The following is an 18,746-nucleotide window of genomic DNA, read 5'->3' as shown; positions in this document are numbered from 1 at the left end:
TAATTATGTAAAGCCGTTAACTTCCCTACGCTGGTACGAGCCAGATCAGGTCCAAAGGGTTAAGAAGTTCACACGCTTCTCTCTCAGCCTACGCATACGTTAGGCACCCCTAGTTTATCACTGATTTAATTTTCAATACTTTCCCATCATACACGATAATCTGAAAAATGCAAAGGTTATTTCTTTTTCGTTTACGGAATCATCCACGTTAAATAATAAGCCTGCACATAAGTCATAATCCCAACAATAGTAACGAAGAATAAACTATGCTTTAATGTAAAGCGGAACAAATCTGACTCTTTCCCAGCAAGTCCAACTGCCGCACAAGCAATCGCAATCGATTGCGGAGAAATCATTTTACCTGTTACACCGCCAGTTGTATTTGCTGCAACGAGAAGCACTTCAGATACACCGACTTGCTGCGCTGTAATTGCTTGTAAATTCGAGAACAGTGCGTTCGCTGACGTATCTGATCCTGTTAAAAATACGCCAATCCAGCCTAAGAATGGTGAGAAGAACGGGAATAGTCCTCCAGTTCCTGCTAGTGCTAACGCTAATGTAGAAGATAGACCAGAATAGTTTGCGATAAATGCGAATCCTAATACGAATCCAATAGATAGAATTGGCATTTTTAGTTCGTTTAACGTTTCTTTAAATGTTGCTACCGCATCTTTTGCACTCATTTTCAAAATAAAGATAGAAATGATACAAGCAATTAAAATTGCTGTTCCAGTCGCTGATAAAATATCTAATTTCAGGATTGCTTCATAAGGTGTTGGTTTATTTACAATTGGCTCTGCTTTCATTACTAAATTGTGCAAACCTGGAACTTCAAATTTAAATACGAGACTTTCTAAAGCACCACCTGGAGCGAATAATGCTTTAAAGAAACTTTGGCTCCAAATGACTACCATCACAGTTAAAATAATGAACGGAGACCATGCTTTTACTACTTTTCCTACCGTTAGTTTCGGCATAGATGTCGCCGTCGTCGTTGCCGCCACTTCACTATTCGCTTGTTTAGACTGATAAATTTCTTTCGGCTGCCAAACTTTTAAGAATAACGATAAACTTACTAAACTTACAAGTGCTGACGTAATATCAGGAAGTTCTGGTCCTAAAAACGTCGCTGTAATAAACTGTGTAATTGCAAATGAACTACCCGCTACAAATAAAGCAGGCCACGTTTGTCTTACTCCTTTAAAACCATCCATTAAAAATACGATAAAGAACGGAACAAATAAAGATAAGAACGGTAATTGATGCCCAGCCATTTGTCCAATTTTATGTGGATCAATGCCTGTTACTTGTCCGGCAACTGTAATCGGAATCCCCATCGCTCCGAACGCTACTGGTGCAGTATTTGCGATTAAACAAAGACCTGCTGCATATAAGGGATTTAGCCCAAGACCTGCAAGAAGCGCTGCCGTAATCGCTACCGGTGCACCAAATCCTGCTGCCCCTTCTAAAAATGCCCCGAATGAAAATCCGATTAAAATAACGAGTAAACGATGATCGTTTGTAATAGATAATACAGATGCACGAATGACATCAAATTGACCTGTTTTCACGGAGATTTTATATAAAAATACCGACATAATGATAATCCAAGCAATTGGCCATAATCCATATAAGAAACCGTACCCGGTTGCTGCCATCGCCATCGTAAACGGCATTTTATAAGCAAATAACGCTACTAAAATTGTAAGTACAACTGTAATAAATCCTGCCACATACCCCTTCATGCGGAAAACTGCTAAAGCTAAGAAAAAAAAGATGATTGGAATAAGTGCAACTGCTGCCGAAATCCAAATATTACCGAACGGATCATAAACTTGTGTCCATGTGTTCATTGTTCTCTCCCCCTAAAGAATCCCCTTTTAAATAGAATAACCTCATCAATAGACTATCAGGTCATCATACCTTTTAGTCTAAAAATAAAAAACGTTTGAGAAAACGTTTTCAATAACTTCTTTTATACTTTATCATATCATTTTCCATTAAAAAAGATTTTTTTGAAAATTTTATCATTTAACAAAAAATCTTACAAAAACGTCACGTTCTTGTAATGTTCATCGATAGTAAGCTTGCAGAAATTACTGCATAATAATAGTATAACAACGGACATTATTTATGAGGTGATATATATGAATGGAAACAAAATATTAGCTGCTTTATCGTACTTTAGTGTACTATTTGCCCCTATCTTATTCCCTATTATCGTGTGGATTGTGGGCGATTCTGAAACAAAACCACATGCAAAACGTGCTCTATGGACACACATTATTCCAAGTATCGCAACATTTATTGGATTAGTTATTTTAGGAATTATGGGCATCGGATCTGATCAACCAGACGTAACACTTGGAATCGGTGCAATGATTGTCTTATGTATTTGCGGAATCGTTAGCTTATACTACTTCATTTGGAACATCGTGAAAGGTATTAAAGTACTGAAAGCTTAATCTTTCTTTTAAACAAACGTTTGATTAAAAAAGGACACTTGCAATTTGCAAGTGTCCTTTTCCCGCTATGTACAGGCAATAAGAGCCTTCTCTTTATCTTCTGCGTTTCTTCTTTTTTCTCATCATTTTCTTTCGGCGCGTATTCGCTTTATCCGCTATAATGTGGAGCGTACTCGCCACAATAATTCCCATTACAAACGTTACAATTTCAACCTCGTGTTTCTTCGCAATTTCTATTAAATTCCCATCGAGTGCTATTACATTTAATAGGAATAAAAACGGAGAAAACACGATTAACATGTATGCAATACGAATAATATCACCAATTATAATCGTATGTGTGAAGAAGGAACGATGGGGCATTACGCTCCTATATGGATACCAAAAAATGCGGAGGAATCCCCATTTATTATACGCATTACTGTACGTATCTAAATCCGGTGTTAAAAATGAAGTACCTACTAAAAATCCAATTGCAAAAGTTAATAAAAAATCAAAGTTTGTTAATCCATACGAAAAGAGCAGAAACAAAACAACCGGAAGGGATATTAAGTTTATTTTCGTATGCGTTCTTCCTGATGGCATAATGCACTTCCTCGCTTACGTTCGCCCTGTCACTCTATGACAGTTCTCACCTATTGATCTAATTTCTGATCGATAAATGATGTGTCTATATCCGAACCAAACCATTCTGCCAACTTCACTCGTGCCTTATCTTTCACATCTTCATTGACATATAACGACGCCTGTATTAGTGCGGCCATTAATGCCCCTAAATCATCCGTATAACCAACTCCAGCAATAAAATCTGGGATGGCATCAATCGGTGCAATAAAATAAGCAAGTGCTCCAATTACAATAATTTTCACTCGTTTTGGAACATCAGGTCTTTGCAAAACGTAAAACAGTAATAAACTTGCATAAATGACTGACTGCCCTGCTTGCTTTGCAACATGTTTTACTTTTTTCCAAAACGCTTCAACTGAAAATTTTTGTTTCATGTAAAAGCCCCCCTATTTTTCAAAAGAAATAAGCTACAATATATTACCAGTAAAAGTTCATCAAAATTACACATAATCTATCAACGAACATTTATTGTAACAAACAAAATTAAAAAGAACAAGTGTTCGTTAATTTTCATACACTTTCCTTCATATAATAGGTTTCTAGACAACCCATTACACATCTCCATTTCTTATTTCTCAACTATGAAAATTTTCACTTTCACTTAACATTCTGCTCTATCTTTGTTATATTTTCTAGTTGACGGACATATAAACGAATGATAAAGTTTTCTCTGGTAGTGACAAATCACATACAAAAAATGTAAAATGTTATAGTGTTTCTCAGAAATGAATTTTGTTGTATAATACAGAAATGACGTTATGCTTATGAGCAGCACAAGAAACCAAAAAGGGTATGCATAGTTAAAGTCGTATATGGGTGAATATAGAAACTCTACTTATGGCCAAGAAAACTATGTATTTTTTATTTTAACATTTTTCGCTCCAAAATCGACCAAGCCTGATAGAGAAAGGGTGGAAATGAATGAAAGAAACCATGAAATCACAATTTCAAAATGTGCGTTTCACTTTATTCGTAGCTTTGGCCGTATGGCTAAAAACCTACATCATTACACGCACTAGCTTCGATTTAAAACTTGAATCTTTCATGCAAGAATTCATTTTATTCATTAGTCCATTAGCAGCATCATTACTGTTTGTGGGTCTTGCATTATTTGCAAAAGGGAAAAAACGTAACTATATAGCACTAGGAATTAACTTTATCTTAACGTTCATTCTTGTTGGTAACGTAATGTTCTACGGATTCTACAATGACTTCGTTACTTTACCAGTATTAGGACAAACGTCTAATTTCGGAAGTTTAGGTTCTAGTGTGAAAGAATTATTTAACTACAAAATCATCCTTGCATTTGCTGATATTATCGTATTCTTCGTTCTATTGAAGAAGAAGAAAAACTTTGCACCGACAGAGCGTGTAGCACGTCCGATGCGTTCCCTATACTTCGTGTCAACAATTGCTATTTTCTTCGTAAACCTAGGATTTGCAGAAGCTGAGCGTCCAGAACTATTAACACGTTCATTCGACCGCGTTATGCTTGTTAAAAACTTAGGATTATATGTACACCAAGCATACGATCTTGGCTTACAAGCAAAATCAAGTTCACAAAAAGCATTTGCGGATAGTAGTAAATTACAGGAAGCAGAAAACTATGTGAAAACAACACAAAGTAAACCAGATCCAAATATGTTCGGTACTGCAAAAGGGAAAAACGTAATTGTTGTCTCTCTTGAATCATTACAAACATTCTTAATTGGTGCGACAGTTAACGGACAAGAAGTTACACCATTCTTAAACCAATTTGCGAAAGAAAGTTATTACTTCGATAACTTCTTCCATCAAACTGGGCAAGGAAAAACATCTGATGCTGAATTCTTAGTAGATACTTCATTATATCCACTAGACCGCGGTGCTGTATTCTTCACACACGGTAATAACGAATATACAGCAACTCCAGAAATTTTGCGTCAGCAAGGGTATAACACATCAGTATTCCACGCAAACAACGCAACATTCTGGAACCGTAATATTATGTATCCGGCACTTGGTTATGATCGTTACTACAACGAGCTTGACTACAAGATTACGCCAGAAACAAAATTAAACTGGGGACTAAAAGATATCGAATACTTTGATCAATCTATCGATATGTTAAAACAGGTGAAGCAACCGTTCTATACTCGCTTCCTTACTTTAACAAACCATTACCCATTCACTTATGATGACAGTACGAAATTGATCGAGCCGTACAACTCTGGTGATGGTGTATTCGACCGCTATATGGTAACAGCTCGCTACTTAGACGAAGCAATGAAACACTTTATTGAGCGTCTAAAAGCAGAAGGTATTTATGACAACTCTGTTATCGTATTCTACGGTGACCATTATGGTATTTCTGAAAACCATAACCGTGCAATGGCACAGTTCTTAGGAAAAGAAGAAATTACTACATTTGACCATATGAACTTACAAAAAACACCGATGTTTATTCACGTTCCAGGTCAAAAAGAAGGTAAAACAATTTCAAAACCAACTGGTGAAATTGACATTAAACCAACAATTCTAAACTTACTTGGTGTAGATTCTACGAATCAAATTCAATTCGGTCATGACGTATTCTCACCAGACAATAAAGGATTCGTTGTTCTTCGTGACGGTAGCTTCATTACAGATAAGTACATGTACACAAACAGTACATTCTACGATCGTAACACAGGTGAAGTTGTACAATTACCGAAAGAAGAAGCTCAACCACTTATTGATCGTGCACAAAACGAGCTAAATATGTCAGACAAAATTATTGAAGGCGACTTACTTCGCTTCTCTGAAAGCAATAAGGTCAAAACTGGCGAGGTAAAAACGGCTATTAAAGAAGAAAAGAAGAGCGCTGAGTAATCTCAGCCTCTTTTTTATTTTCCTCTCTACAAATTCTTCTATACATTAACTTTAAAATTACATAACCTTCACCTAATATTTACACCACATTAACGAAACATCTTTATAATAAAATATGTAAACAAGGTTCCACATATTTCTTATCTCTCATCTTTAATAAGATCCCTTAGAGAAATATGCGCATTTGTTTTCAACTTTCTTATAATTGTCTTTCCAAGTGTTTTGTTTGCATAAATGAAACCTTTAAAGACGATGTCCCTATGAAAGATAGCTACCCTCCTTGTGCAGCATTCCATACGAATGTTGCTTTTTTTTTTCAAAAAGCAGGATTCTTATTTCTCATTTTCGAATTTGTATATACAAAATGCTGTAAATCACCACTACTTCTCTATGATTTACAAATACATATACGCCATATGCAGAGAATTACTTACATAAAAATAACTAGAGTGCTTTTTATTCATGTACTAAAGAAAGGATGGGACGAAAATTGGCATACGAAAGATTTGTACTATGGAATGATGCAGTTATTGATACAACAAAACATCGCGCGTACATAGAACTTGAAGAAAGAGGCTTACAATTTGGAGATGGTGTCTATGAAGTTATTCGCCTCTATAACGGAAACTTTCACTTATTAGATCCACACTTAACAAGATTATATCGCTCCATGGATGAAATAGAATTATCACTCCCTTTCTCAAAAGCAGAACTGATCATATTACTCTACAAACTAATTGAAAGTAATAATTTCCACGAAGATGGAACGATTTATTTACAAGTATCTCGTGGTGTACAAGCTCGTTCACATGCATTCTCATATGACACATCCCCAACAATCTATGCTTATATATCAAAAAAAGAAAGACCGGCTTTATGGATTGAGTATGGTGTACGTGCTATATCAGAACCTGATACACGCTGGCTTCGCTGTGATATTAAATCGCTAAATTTATTACCAAATGTATTAGCTTATACGAAAGCTGAACGCAAAGGTTGTAAAGAAGCACTTCTCGTACGAAATGGTATTGTAACTGAAGGTAGCCACTCTAACTTTTTTCTCATAAAAAACGGAACACTGTATACGCATCCAGCCAATCACCTTATTTTAAACGGCATTATTCGTCAGTACGTCCTTTCTTTAGCTAACACTCTTCAACTTCCTGTACAAGAAGAGCTTTTCAGCGTTCGCGATGTTTATCAAGCAGATGAATGTTTCTTTACGGGAACGACTATTGAAATTTTACCGATGACCCATCTCGATGGAACTGCGATTCAAGATGGTCAAGTTGGCCCTATCACCAAATTACTACAAAGGTCATTTTCTCAAAGCCTTTTAAAATCCAACAGCACATCTTCCTAAATACGAATAATCTTCTCATTTTCCACGTCAAATATATGTATTTAAATGGAAATCAAGGTGTGAATTTATGCCTTGATTTTTTCTTGTAATCTTTTTGTCATATTCAGATTACCGCATAAGTCTTGACAGTAATCGACATGCTCTTTAGAATTTTTAACAGTTGGTAAATATTTCTTCACTACATTACAGACAGAAAGGAATCGACAAATTATGAAAAAATACCTTGCCGGTCTTGCGGCAGTGTCTGTAGCAGGAGGAGCAGCACCTACACTTGATAGTGTTCAAGCTGCCCCGGAACAAAATACACAAAAAGCTGCTACACAAACTGTCCAAGCTTCCGCATCAAACAATTCATCATATACGGTGAATACTAGCGTACTACATGTTCGTGCAGGATCAAGTACTTCTCACGACGTCATCTCTCGCGTTTATAATGGTCAATCATTAAACGTAATTGGAGAAGAAAATGGTTGGTTCAAAATTAACCATAATGGAAAAACAGGCTATGTTAGTGGCGAATTTGTATCAAAAAATGGTGCAAAAACAAATAACACTGTAAGTACAGGCGGAAACAATAAAGTTACTGCTGATGTATTACGTGTACGTACAGCTCCTAACACTTCTAGTTCTGTTTCAGGACGTGTATATGAAGGACAAACTTTAAACGTAATTGGAGAAGAAAATGGTTGGGTGAAAATCAACCATAACGGACAAACTGGTTATGTTAGTAGCCAATTTGTATCAGGAGCTTCTTCAAATACTGGCTCTACAAGCAATAACAACAATAGTAACAATGAAGCAACTGTTCAACCAGCAAGCGGAAACTATACAGTAAATGTATCTTCCCTTCGCGTTCGTACAGGTCCTAGCACTTCTCATCCAACTGTAGGTTCTGTTAAACAAGGACAAGTAGTACAAGTTGTAGGCGAAGTTCAAGATTGGTTCAAAATCAATTACGCAGGACAAACAGCTTACTTAAGCAAAGACTACGTAACAAAAGGCGGCTCTAACGAAAACGTTACTCAAGGTAACAACCAAGAGCAAAATAATAATGTAACTGTTCAAACTGGTGGTACTTACGTTGTTAACGCAACATCTCTACGTGTTCGTACAGGCCCTGCTGCTTACCATAGTGTAATTGGCGGCGTGTTAAATGGTACAACATTAAACGTAGTTGGATCTGAAAACGGCTGGTTTAAAGTAAACTACCAAGGAAAAACAGGCTATGTTAGTAGCGAATTTGTAAAATTCGTTAAAGGTGGCACGGCTACTCCTGAACAACCGAAACAGCCTGATCAAGGTGCAATTGGCGACTACTACATTAATGCTTCTGCACTAAATGTACGTAGCGGCGAAGGTACAAATTATAGAATCATAGGCGCACTTCCACAAGGACAGAAGGTTCAAGTAATCTCTGAAAACTCTGGATGGAGCAAAATTAACTACAACGGTCAAACTGGTTACATCGGAACACGTTTCCTATCTAAAACACCAGTTGGTGGCGCAGTAGATAATAAGCCTAACGACAACCAAAATAACAATCAAAATAATAACAACAATAACAATAACACTAATAATAGCGGTGACAGTTCTTCTCTACTTGCATACGCGAAATCTATGCAAGGTGTACCATACGTTTGGGGCGGTACTTCTGCTAACGGCGTGGACTGCAGTGGTTACATCTACCACGTATTTAAGAAATTTGGTCATAACATTAGCCGTCAAAGTGTTGCGGGATATTGGAGTAGCTTATCACAAACTTCAAATCCACAACCAGGTGACTTAATTTATTTCAAAGACACTTATAAAAAAGGTCCTTCTCACATGGGTATCTACCTTGGTGGGGGATCATTTATCCAATCTGGAGATAAAGGTGTAGCAATTGCTTCATTAAATAACTCTTATTGGAAGAGCCATTTCTTAGGATATACGAAAGCACCTTAAGTTATAGTTTCAGAGCCTTCTAGTTTACTAGAAGGCTCTTTTTAAAGGACTCGATATAGCAATCCCCTTTCATTCTCTCTACGAAAAAATTATGCGTTCATTCTCCTATTTCATACACTATATTCTATAAAAATTGTCCAAAACGTTATCATAATGAATATATTTCAACAAAAAACATAACCTATTTCATGTCTATTCATTTTATATGTGTTTTTTCAAAGAATTTTCTTTTTATTTAAACTTTTCGTTAGACGTTTGACCTCCGATGTCCATTATGATAAGTTACTTAAGATGTTATATTCGCAAAAGTATAGACAACTGGTTTATACACTTTTTTACTATGAGGAAGGAGCATACACTGCATGAATGTTTTATGGGGAATTGGCGGCGTAATTGGAGTATTAGCAATTGCCTTTTTACTATCTTCCAACCGCAAAGCTATTAATTGGCGCACAATTTTAATCGCGCTAGCATTACAAATGTCATTTTCATTTATCGTATTACGATGGGATGCCGGAAAAGCAGTTTTAAAATACGCTGCTGATGGTGTTCAAGGATTAATTAATTTTTCTTACGAGGGAATTAAGTTCGTTGCTGGGGATTTAGTCAACGCAAAAGGCCCTTGGGGATTTGTCTTCTTTATTCAAGCACTACTTCCAATTGTATTTATTAGTTCATTAGTAGCTATCTTATATCATTTCGGTATTATGCAGAAATTTGTTAGTGTCGTTGGTGGTGCATTAAGTAAACTTCTTGGAACTTCTAAAGCAGAAAGTTTAAACTCAGTAACAACTGTATTTTTAGGACAAACTGAGGCACCAATCTTAATCAAACCTTACTTAGCACGGTTAACAAATAGTGAGTTCTTCACTATTATGGTAAGTGGTATGACGGCTGTTGCCGGATCAGTTCTTGTCGGCTATGCAGCAATGGGTATTCCGTTAGAACACTTATTAGCAGCAGCAATTATGGCAGCTCCATCAAGTTTATTAATTGCGAAATTAATTATGCCAGAAACAGAAAAAGTAGATAATAACGTTGAACTTTCTACAGAACGTGAAGATGCAAACGTTATCGATGCAGCTGCACGTGGTGCATCTGAAGGTATGCAACTTGTTATTAACGTAGCTGCAATGTTAATGGCTTTCATCGCATTAATAGCTTTATTAAATGGTCTATTAGGATTAATTGGCTCTCTGTTCCATATTAAACTTAGCCTTGATTTAATCTTCGGTTACTTATTATCACCATTTGCAATCTTAATCGGGGTTTCTCCAGGGGAAGCTATACAGGCAGCAAGCTTTATTGGTCAAAAACTTGCAATCAACGAATTCGTTGCATATGCAAACTTAGGACCACATATGGCAGAGTTCTCTGCAAAAACAAACCTGATTTTAACATTCGCAATCTGTGGATTCGCAAACTTCTCTTCTATTGCAATTCAATTAGGTGTAACTGGAACGTTAGCTCCTACTCGCCGTAAACAAATTGCACAATTAGGGATTAAAGCAGTTATCGCTGGTACACTAGCGAACTTCTTAAACGCAGCAGTCGCAGGTATGATGTTCCTATAAATTCATGAAAGCCTCCTTTTTAAAAAGGAGGCTTTTTTTTATATATTATAAATATAATTTTTATATATATTAAATACTTTATGTATAGATGTATAGACGCTATGTTACAATAATTAGTATGTCTGTTTATTTTTTCTTGCACAAGAGAGATACTACTTGATGTATCTCGCCCCAAAAAGACTTCTAGCTACATGGTCCATTTCTTAATAATTGTGCATACTACAAATATCCAGCACGAATTATCTGTAAGGAGGAAAGTTTCGTGAAAGATAAGTCCTACAAAATCCTCTCTATGTGGATTTTACAAATTTTATTTTATTTTACTACTGTACATGTGACGAAATATGAGCACGCGCTCATTTTTACAATTATATATGTCATCATAAATGTACTATTCCTATTTTTAGCTGATAAAACAGCATTTATTTTCTTCATACTGGGAACAATCATTTCAGTATTCTATTTATTTTATCAGGCGTGGCTTCACTTATGGAGTACATCAGATCAATGGGAATATATTATTACCCACTTCTTGATGGCAGCTAACTTCTTCATTGTTTATATTTCAACCCATCTATTAAAAAAGGTTATCCTTAAAAATAAAGAGTTAACTGAACGAGTGAGAGTGCTTGAGCAATACATTGGAGAATCAAAATTATTAACAAGACAAGAATTCGAAAGACGACAAGCATTATTAACAACTGCGATGAATCGTCGTAATGAAACAGGCATTATCATTTTCTTTGATTTCACTTCCTTTAGTAAATATACGAAGGAAAGTGTCATGGATCGTGTAGCTTCATTATTAGTTGATACAGTCAGAGCTGACTTTGACCTTGCTGCTGAATATGACAGCAACACATTAGTCATTTTATTACAAAATACAAATGAAGCCGGTGCTGACATTGTAATGAACCGTCTACATCCAAAAATGGAGCAATGGCTTGCTGCTGAAGCAATTCAAGATATTAAAATAAAACGAGAACAAATCAATGCAAAGGGACATATCACATTATGATGACACTCGTTATGCTTCTTTTATTTATTTTGTTTTGTGTACTTGTTTTCTGGATCAGCATCACATTTTCAATTAAATATGTATTGATTTTTACCGCCTTTCTATTCTCTGGTTTACTCGTTTATTACTCTTTCTTAACAATTGCGGGCTTAATTCATCGAAATAGTAAACGAAAAGATCGTACGTTAGAACATTATCCAAGTGTAGATATTTTAATACCTGCCCATAATGAAGGGGTTGTTATTAAAGATACATTAGAAGCAATGGCAAAGATTGAATACCCAGGCAAACTAAACGTTTATTTATTAAACGATAATTCTCAAGATGAAACACCTGAAATTGGCGATGATTTCGACAAAGCTTATGCTCATATTCATCACATTCGTGTACCACCTGGCGAACCGAAAGGAAAATCGCGTGTATTAAACTACGGCCTTAGCATTTCGGATGGCGAATATTTCTGTGTTTACGATGCAGATAATCAACCTGAACCACATGCACTGCGAATGCTCGTAGAACATGCTGAAACAACCGAGGATGCCGTTGGAGCAGTTGGACACGTTCGTACAGTAAATGAGAAAAGAAATTGGCTCACACGAATGATTTCATTAGAATTTCAGATTTTCCAGCTCCTTATGCAATCTGGACGCTGGCTATTATTCCAAACAGGTTCACTGACTGGAACAAACATGCTTCTTCGTCGTTCCGCATTAGAAGAGCTTGGCGGCTATGATCCTTATGCAATTGCAGAGGATGCCGAATTAACATTAAGAATTACCCAAAAGGGCTATCTCTTACCAATCGTCCCGGAATCGATTACATGGGAACAAGAACCTGAGCATTTAAAAATTCTTATTAAACAGCGTACACGTTGGCTTCAAGGAAACTTATACATTTTAGAAAAAATGTTTTCTTCGTTAAGCTTCTTTAAAGGAAAACTTCTCGTACACTCCTTACAACAAGTTTTAGTGTATGTCGTATTTTGGCTATTCCTAATCATTTCAAACGTTTGGTTTGTAATTGGACTGCTCGGGATATTCCAAATTCAATATAGTATTCCATTACTATTTATGTGGTATGTCGCATATATTACATATGTTTCTCAATTATTTAGTGCCCAGAGCGTCGAACGAACCTTTACACCGACCAATATTTTCATAAGCGTCATTATGTACTTTACGTACGCACAGCTCTTTACGTATTTATTTATTCGCAGTCTCATTCTTTACTTACGTGCAAAGAGCAAGAAACAAGTAATTGGTTGGGATAAAACAGTACGATTTAAGAAAGAAAAATAGATTTCATTAAAAAATAAGCACAGAGCGCCGTATGCTCTGTGCTTATTTTTTACCGTAATACTATATATCAGACAATACCCCTTAGCTGAAAGTTATTTCACGTCCATCCCCCAACGAACGATCGACCTTCATTTATATACGAAAAAGTGATTGCTATTTTTGTAGAACCAATTGCTTCTCTTTATGCTCTTTACGAGTTTCAGTCTTTGGTTCCGTGCTTTCTTGGACATTTCGATGTGCCACACGTTTCAAACAAATATGCTTCCACTTTCTTTCGTAACGTTTCATTATTCTAGTTGTCCCCCTTGAATGCGCTTTAAAACTGTTTGAAATCGCTTACAGGAAATAATATAGCACATATACATAAAAGTGACAACACATTTCCGACATATTTTTGTCAAAAATATGAATATAATGTGTAAAGTATCAGATATTGTCGAACTATATCGATTTTCCTTTTCAAACTACAGCTATCCATAATTTTCCTGATATTTGAATAAAAAAAGAAGCTGACATAAAATCAGCCCCTTTCCTTCTATTATTTATGTTGCTTCATACGTCCTTCTTTTTGCAACTCTTTAAATAGTGCTGCAATCATAAAGAAAATAACAAATACAAATGGGAATGCCGCAATAATCGACGCAGTTTGCAGCGCCTCTAATCCACCGACATACAATAAGATCGAAGCTAACGCTGCTAGAACAATACCCCAAACCATTTTAATGCGATTTGGTGGGTTTAAGCTACCATGTGTCGTTAACATCGCTAGAACAAACGTGGCAGAGTCTGCCGATGTAATAAAGAATGTTGAAATAAGTAAAATAGCTAACACACATAAAGCCGGTCCCATACTACCCATTTGGTCTAACATAGCAAACAATCCTACTTCTGTGCCCATTTCTTTAATTTGGCCATATATATTCGCCCCGTCGAACAATTCCATATGAATACCCGTTCCTCCGAAAACAGAGAACCAAAGCGCACCAATTACTGTCGGTACGAGTAACACACCAATAACAAATTCACGAATTGTACGCCCGCGTGATACACGAGCAATAAATGTACCTACGAATGGTGACCATGCAATCCACCATGCCCAGTAGAAAATTGTCCATGACTGAATCCACTGATTTCCGCCTTCATTTAATGGACTTAAACGGAAACTCATACTTGGCAATTCTTGAATGTATGATCCGATTGTTGAAGTGAAATAATTCATAATAAAGTTTGTTGGACCTGCAAATAATACAATTATCATAAGTGCAAACGCTAAAATAATATTCGCATTACTTAAATATTTAATTCCTTTATCGAGTCCCGTTTGTGCAGATAGCATATAAAGAACAGTTACAATTCCGATAATTACTAGCTGTGTCGATAATGAGTTTGGAATGGATGTTAAATAACTAACACCACCCGCAATTTGTTTTGCTCCAAGTCCTAATGATGTCGCTACACCAAATACTGTTGCAAATACAGCTAGAACATCAAACATATGTGCAACACGGCCATGTTCACCGCCTTTAAATAGCGGACCAACTGCCGCACTAATTGTACTTGCTCTTCCTTTTCTAAATGTAAAATATGCAATACATAATGCTACAAGTGCATATAATCCCCACGGATGTAATCCCCAATGGAAAAATGAAAAACGAAGCGCAAGACGTGCACTCTCTTCAGTGGCACCCTCTCCAAACGGAGGTGTGTATAAATGATTCAACGGTTCTGCAACGCCCCAGAAAACCAAACCGATTCCCATACCGGCACTAAATAACATAGCAAACCATGTCATATAACTATAATCAGGTTCATCATCATCTTTACCTAAACGAATCGAACCGTACTTAGAAACAATTAAGAAAATAGCAATTCCTAAGAAAATAGAAACGGAAATAATATAGAACCATCCAAACTTACTAACTAACGCAGCTTGAATTGCAGTCGTTACATTTCCTAAGCTACCTTTTCCAATAATAGATTCGGGAATAATCCCCCAAAGTGTAAATGCAATGCATAATGTTAATGAGACAATAAATGTTTTCGTCAGTTTCCTCATCAAATCCCCCTTCGTATGTTTCATTTCTTGTAAATATCATAAATTCCGATGTGTTAAATCGGATAAAAAACCATAGTTTTGCGGTGATTTTCTTTCGGCTCTCTCAAGTTTGCCTTCACCAATTAGAGTTCTTATGGACAGCCTTACCTTCCGTACAACCTTTTCACTCTGCAAGAGCTACAAGATTGGAATACTACTGTCAAATTGTGTGAGAAAAATGCGGATGGGAAGAGATTTTCCCAAAAAAGGATGTGTTACAGTTTTAAAAAAGGGCAGATTTATTCTTTGCAACCCTTTCTTCTTGTAACAATTATGCGGTTTTTTGCTAGTATATAGCGCGTGTTTATAACTTCACAAACGAGATGTTTATGTTTATATAACTATTTTACCCATAAAACGGTAAAATACTCAAGGAATGTAGTCGTATGGTAATCATTATGTAACGCCCTTGTAACATTTTTAGCTTCATTGAAAAAAACATGTTGTATTAAAAATTTTGACTATAACTATAAACCTACTAAAAATACGGAGTGAAAAACACTTTCCTTCATTTCCTACTATGTTACGAAGTGTTAACGACTTATTACGAATGGTTTGTAATTGTGTGTTTTCCCAAAATCCGAAAAAATCTGTTGCTATAATGAGGACACGAAAACAAACGCAATGGAGGCTATCATGAAAAAATTAATTGGAATAGCAACAGCAGCAGTTTTTGGTCTTGGGATTTTCACCGCATCTGCTAATGCAGAAACTGTTGTAAAAACAGACGTACTAAACGTACGAGAAAACCCTACTACTGAATCAAAAGTTGTCGGTAAATTACAGAATGGTCATAAATTAGATGTTCTAAATACAGAAAACGGATGGTCACAAATCAAATTAGATGGTAAAGACGCATTCGTAAGTGCAGAGTTTACAAAGAACTCTTACTATGTAACAGCTAACGTATTAAATGTACGTGCTGAAGCGAACACAAACTCAGAAATTCTTGGAACGCTTAAGAAAGACGATATGATCGAAACAACGAACCAAGTACAAAATGAGTGGTTACAATTTGAATATAACGGGAAAACGGCTTATGTTCATGTTCCTTTCTTAACAGGTACAGCACCTGTTATTGAGAAACAAGAAACGCCTGCTCCTGCTAAAGCTCAAGCACCAGCTAAGGCTCAAGCACCTGCACCAGTAAAAACAGCTGCTAAGCCTGCTGTGAAAGCTGCTGAAACTAGCGAACCATCTGGTGGTCGTGAGTTAACAGTTGTAGCTACAGCATATACAGCTCATCCGAGCGAAAACGGTGGCACATACGGCGGCCGTGTATTAACTGCAATGGGTCATGACCTAACAGCGAACCCAAACATGAAAATGATCGCTGTTGACCCGAAAGTAATCCCATTAGGATCTAAAGTATGGGTAGAAGGTTATGGAGAAGCAATCGCTGGTGATACTGGCGGTGCAATTAAAGGTAACCGTATCGACATTCTACTTGGATCAGATAGCGCTGCTAACAAATGGGGACGCAAAACTGTTAAAGTGAAAATTTTAAAATAATCAATGACTGCTAAAGCCGGTTCTCTTTGTTGAGAGCTGGCTTTTATTTTTTATATAATACATATAAGGAGGCTACGCCCATGAATTTACAAGCAAAAGTAGATTGGATTGGTACACCAAAACCGTACATATATAAAGATGAAGTGACATATGACGCTACTTCAATTGATTTTTCACTTACAAACGATGACAATCGCTATAAATTAATTGTGCTCAAGTCTGAAAAAAATACACATTATAAACTCGTACAATACGGAATAAAACCAGGCTCTCCAAAGCCATTCCCTATTGATATTCCATTCGAGCAAGGAATGCTACCGCTCATAGAACAAATATTAAATGATCCATATGTACAAGCGATATTAAAGGAAGCGCGCTTCTAATTACAAAAAAAGGATGTCACCTAGCAAAAAAGTTCAACTAGGTGACATCCTTTTCTAGTTTTCCTTATTGGACATTAGTAAAGGAAATTATATCAACGATTTTTCGAATATATCTATCGTAACTCGCAATATATCAACGGTGCGACATGAAATATCGATTCGCAGGAAAAGATTGAAAATAGCCGTGCTACCTAAAAAAGAGGCTGTTCAAAATTGAACAGCCTCTTTCTTATATTAACGAGTCGGACCAGATACTTCCTCTGATTTCAGCGTATTATTCGCTCCAAGAGAATGGTACAATATCTTTCCATTTCCATTAACAGTAACGATATGGTCATTATTAAAGCTCTTGAACTTTACAGACCCATCACCATAACGAATATGATATTCTTCATATGTCGTTACTTTATATTTCGTCGCACTTTGACGTTCTACATTGCGAATATTCATTGTCAATAAATCTTCTGTAATTCCTTTTTTGTGTAGATATTGCAAGTAATCACGGTCTTCCTTATACGATTTTCCGCTCTTATCATAATCATTTTCAATTAAACTAAAATCGTTTAATGCAATTGCACGTACGTTATTATAAATATGATTTTGTACAAAATCTCCAACTGCTGAACTAGAAGCTTCTTTTGGGAACTTTAAGTAATATGTACTTTGATCTCCTACTTTAATACTTTCAGATTTCATCACACCAAATTCAGCGTTTTTCTCTAAATGTACTTCTACCGTTTCATCCGTCGGTACAGGACCAAGTTTATAACTTCCGTAATTTAACTTTCCGCGTTTCTTGCCATTAACAAATACAGTTGCATCGTTTTCATCAGATGAAATGGTTACATAATTTCCTTCAAGTGATAAATTCACTTCTACTGTCCCATTCTTTTCATCTGCTAAGTCCACTTCTTTTTCTGTCTCTAATTCAGCAAGTTCCGTCTTCGCCTTTGCCTTTACAACATAAGCACCCGGGAAGTATGGACCTAATTCTTTCGAAGTTTTATCACTAGAAAGCTCTGTTTCTTTTTTATCATTCACATATATTTCAGCATTCTTTGCAGTTGTGCTAACATTCATGTAATACGATTTCATGCTGAACTTATACTTCGGATACAAGAACCACTCTTTCCCGTCTTCTATAATTTTCCCGTCTTTAAAAGATGCTTTATCACTTGCTAACTTTTGATCTACTGTCTCTCTTTGCAAATATGATAACAGTTCTTTATTATAAGAAGGATTTTCTTTTAAATAACGGATATACGCCTTAATATCTTCTGTCTTAACCTTTAAGGTTGGATCGTCTACTTTCAAAATCTCATCGATTGCATTAACATTTTTATTTTGGAATGCCTCGATCATTGCATTTACTTGCTTTTCCTTCGAAAACTTGCTTGCACCGAATTTATATGCGCCAAACAAAATAGCAAAAACAATGACAAAACCTATGAGTAAAAACATGTTTTTCTTACTTTTCCCTGGCTTTGTTTCTCTCCGCATTTCTGAATGAGAAGAAGCTATTTGATCAGCAACTTCTTCTACCTTACTTCCGCAATCAGGACAAAAGTTCAAATGATCTGCAACCTGATATTTACAAGTTCCACAAAACTTCAATAT

Annotated in this window: 15 protein-coding genes and 1 riboswitch; of the genes, 9 read left to right on the top strand and 6 right to left on the bottom strand. The window is 36.1% G+C overall.

What is annotated here, in order from left to right; translation table 11 throughout:
- Positions 1 to 5: 5 nt before the first annotated feature.
- Positions 6 to 121: riboswitch (TPP riboswitch) on the bottom strand.
- A gap of 70 nt (positions 122 to 191) precedes the next feature.
- Positions 192 to 1,853: an L-lactate permease gene (gene lldP / locus QCI75_RS01370; RefSeq protein WP_144505080.1), complete on the bottom strand. Its 1,662-nt coding sequence runs from the start codon at positions 1,851 to 1,853 to the stop codon at positions 192 to 194.
- Between the two features lie 294 nt (positions 1,854 to 2,147).
- On the opposite strand from lldP, the gene QCI75_RS01365 reads away from it, so the two are divergent.
- Entirely contained in the window at positions 2,148 to 2,465 is a 318-nt protein-coding gene (locus tag QCI75_RS01365; RefSeq protein ID WP_144505082.1) for a magnetosome magnetite crystal formation protein family, read from the top strand.
- A 93-nt stretch (positions 2,466 to 2,558) separates the two neighbouring features.
- Here QCI75_RS01365 and QCI75_RS01360 read toward each other — a convergent pair whose 3' ends face one another.
- Positions 2,559 to 3,050 (bottom strand): metal-binding protein, encoded by a 492-nt coding sequence (locus tag QCI75_RS01360; protein WP_098776058.1) that lies wholly within the window; start codon positions 3,048 to 3,050, stop codon positions 2,559 to 2,561.
- 50 nt (positions 3,051 to 3,100) lie between these two features.
- Positions 3,101 to 3,466 (bottom strand): YkvA family protein, encoded by a 366-nt coding sequence (locus tag QCI75_RS01355; RefSeq protein ID WP_144505085.1) that lies wholly within the window; start codon positions 3,464 to 3,466, stop codon positions 3,101 to 3,103.
- A 547-nt stretch (positions 3,467 to 4,013) separates the two neighbouring features.
- Here QCI75_RS01355 and QCI75_RS01350 point away from each other — a divergent pair.
- From QCI75_RS01350 to QCI75_RS01325, 6 genes are all read left to right on the top strand, one after another.
- Entirely contained in the window at positions 4,014 to 5,942 is a 1,929-nt protein-coding gene (locus QCI75_RS01350) for an LTA synthase family protein (protein ID WP_144505089.1), read from the top strand.
- A gap of 478 nt (positions 5,943 to 6,420) precedes the next feature.
- Positions 6,421 to 7,305: a D-amino-acid transaminase gene (locus QCI75_RS01345; RefSeq protein WP_144505091.1), complete on the top strand. Its 885-nt coding sequence runs from the start codon at positions 6,421 to 6,423 to the stop codon at positions 7,303 to 7,305.
- A 210-nt stretch (positions 7,306 to 7,515) separates the two neighbouring features.
- A complete protein-coding gene (locus tag QCI75_RS01340; RefSeq protein WP_353759881.1) occupies positions 7,516 to 9,249 on the top strand; it encodes a C40 family peptidase in 1,734 nt (577 codons plus the stop codon).
- Between the two features lie 362 nt (positions 9,250 to 9,611).
- Complete coding sequence (locus QCI75_RS01335) at positions 9,612 to 10,823, top strand: NupC/NupG family nucleoside CNT transporter (RefSeq protein ID WP_098403694.1); 1,212 nt, start codon at positions 9,612 to 9,614, stop codon at positions 10,821 to 10,823.
- 262 nt (positions 10,824 to 11,085) lie between these two features.
- Complete coding sequence (locus tag QCI75_RS01330) at positions 11,086 to 11,841, top strand: diguanylate cyclase domain-containing protein (RefSeq protein ID WP_353759880.1); 756 nt, start codon at positions 11,086 to 11,088, stop codon at positions 11,839 to 11,841.
- Entirely contained in the window at positions 11,838 to 13,139 is a 1,302-nt protein-coding gene (locus QCI75_RS01325; RefSeq protein WP_144505095.1) for a glycosyltransferase family 2 protein, read from the top strand. The genes QCI75_RS01330 and QCI75_RS01325 overlap by 4 nt, the downstream gene beginning before the upstream one ends.
- Positions 13,140 to 13,292: 153 nt before the next feature.
- Here QCI75_RS01325 and QCI75_RS01320 read toward each other — a convergent pair whose 3' ends face one another.
- Together QCI75_RS01320 and opuD are read right to left on the bottom strand one after the other, a co-directional pair.
- A complete protein-coding gene (locus tag QCI75_RS01320; protein ID WP_002034792.1) occupies positions 13,293 to 13,427 on the bottom strand; it encodes a hypothetical protein in 135 nt (44 codons plus the stop codon).
- A gap of 250 nt (positions 13,428 to 13,677) precedes the next feature.
- On the bottom strand, positions 13,678 to 15,195 hold the full coding sequence (gene opuD / locus QCI75_RS01315; protein WP_144505097.1) for a glycine betaine transporter OpuD: 1,518 nt from the start codon (positions 15,193 to 15,195) through the stop codon (positions 13,678 to 13,680).
- Positions 15,196 to 15,870: 675 nt separating this feature from the next.
- On the opposite strand from opuD, the gene QCI75_RS01310 reads away from it, so the two are divergent.
- Together QCI75_RS01310 and QCI75_RS01305 are read left to right on the top strand one after the other, a co-directional pair.
- Positions 15,871 to 16,746, top strand: coding sequence for a cell wall-binding protein EntA (locus tag QCI75_RS01310; protein ID WP_353759879.1), 876 nt, complete (start codon positions 15,871 to 15,873; stop codon positions 16,744 to 16,746).
- A gap of 80 nt (positions 16,747 to 16,826) precedes the next feature.
- The gene (locus tag QCI75_RS01305; protein WP_144505101.1) at positions 16,827 to 17,129 is read left to right on the top strand and encodes a DUF3910 family protein; all 303 of its coding nucleotides are present in this window, start codon (positions 16,827 to 16,829) and stop codon (positions 17,127 to 17,129) included.
- Between the two features lie 234 nt (positions 17,130 to 17,363).
- On the opposite strand, the gene QCI75_RS01300 is transcribed toward QCI75_RS01305, so the two are convergent.
- The gene (locus QCI75_RS01300; protein ID WP_144505103.1) at positions 17,364 to 18,743 is read right to left on the bottom strand and encodes a zinc ribbon domain-containing protein; all 1,380 of its coding nucleotides are present in this window, start codon (positions 18,741 to 18,743) and stop codon (positions 17,364 to 17,366) included.
- Between the last annotated feature and the right edge of the window lie 3 nt (positions 18,744 to 18,746).

The sequence above is a fragment of the Bacillus cereus group sp. RP43 genome, from assembly GCF_040459645.1.
Lineage (GTDB): Bacteria > Bacillota > Bacilli > Bacillales > Bacillaceae_G > Bacillus_A > Bacillus_A mycoides_C.
The sequence above is the reverse complement of the archived record's forward strand: the minus strand, read 5'-3'. Positions and strand labels throughout refer to the sequence as shown.

Excerpts from the sequence above, each read along its gene's own strand:
- lldP (WP_144505080.1), bottom strand. The coding sequence starts at position 1,853 with ATGAACACATGGACACAAGTTTATGATCCGTTCGGTAATATTTGGATT.
- QCI75_RS01365 (WP_144505082.1), top strand. The coding sequence starts at position 2,148 with ATGAATGGAAACAAAATATTAGCTGCTTTATCGTACTTTAGTGTACTA.
- QCI75_RS01360 (WP_098776058.1), bottom strand. The coding sequence starts at position 3,050 with ATGCCATCAGGAAGAACGCATACGAAAATAAACTTAATATCCCTTCCG.
- QCI75_RS01355 (WP_144505085.1), bottom strand. The coding sequence starts at position 3,466 with ATGAAACAAAAATTTTCAGTTGAAGCGTTTTGGAAAAAAGTAAAACAT.
- QCI75_RS01350 (WP_144505089.1), top strand. The coding sequence starts at position 4,014 with ATGAAAGAAACCATGAAATCACAATTTCAAAATGTGCGTTTCACTTTA.
- QCI75_RS01345 (WP_144505091.1), top strand. The coding sequence starts at position 6,421 with ATGGGACGAAAATTGGCATACGAAAGATTTGTACTATGGAATGATGCA.
- QCI75_RS01340 (WP_353759881.1), top strand. The coding sequence starts at position 7,516 with ATGAAAAAATACCTTGCCGGTCTTGCGGCAGTGTCTGTAGCAGGAGGA.
- QCI75_RS01335 (WP_098403694.1), top strand. The coding sequence starts at position 9,612 with ATGAATGTTTTATGGGGAATTGGCGGCGTAATTGGAGTATTAGCAATT.
- QCI75_RS01325 (WP_144505095.1), top strand. The coding sequence starts at position 11,838 with ATGATGACACTCGTTATGCTTCTTTTATTTATTTTGTTTTGTGTACTT.
- QCI75_RS01320 (WP_002034792.1), bottom strand. The coding sequence starts at position 13,427 with ATGAAACGTTACGAAAGAAAGTGGAAGCATATTTGTTTGAAACGTGTG.
- opuD (WP_144505097.1), bottom strand. The coding sequence starts at position 15,195 with ATGAGGAAACTGACGAAAACATTTATTGTCTCATTAACATTATGCATT.
- QCI75_RS01310 (WP_353759879.1), top strand. The coding sequence starts at position 15,871 with ATGAAAAAATTAATTGGAATAGCAACAGCAGCAGTTTTTGGTCTTGGG.
- QCI75_RS01305 (WP_144505101.1), top strand. The coding sequence starts at position 16,827 with ATGAATTTACAAGCAAAAGTAGATTGGATTGGTACACCAAAACCGTAC.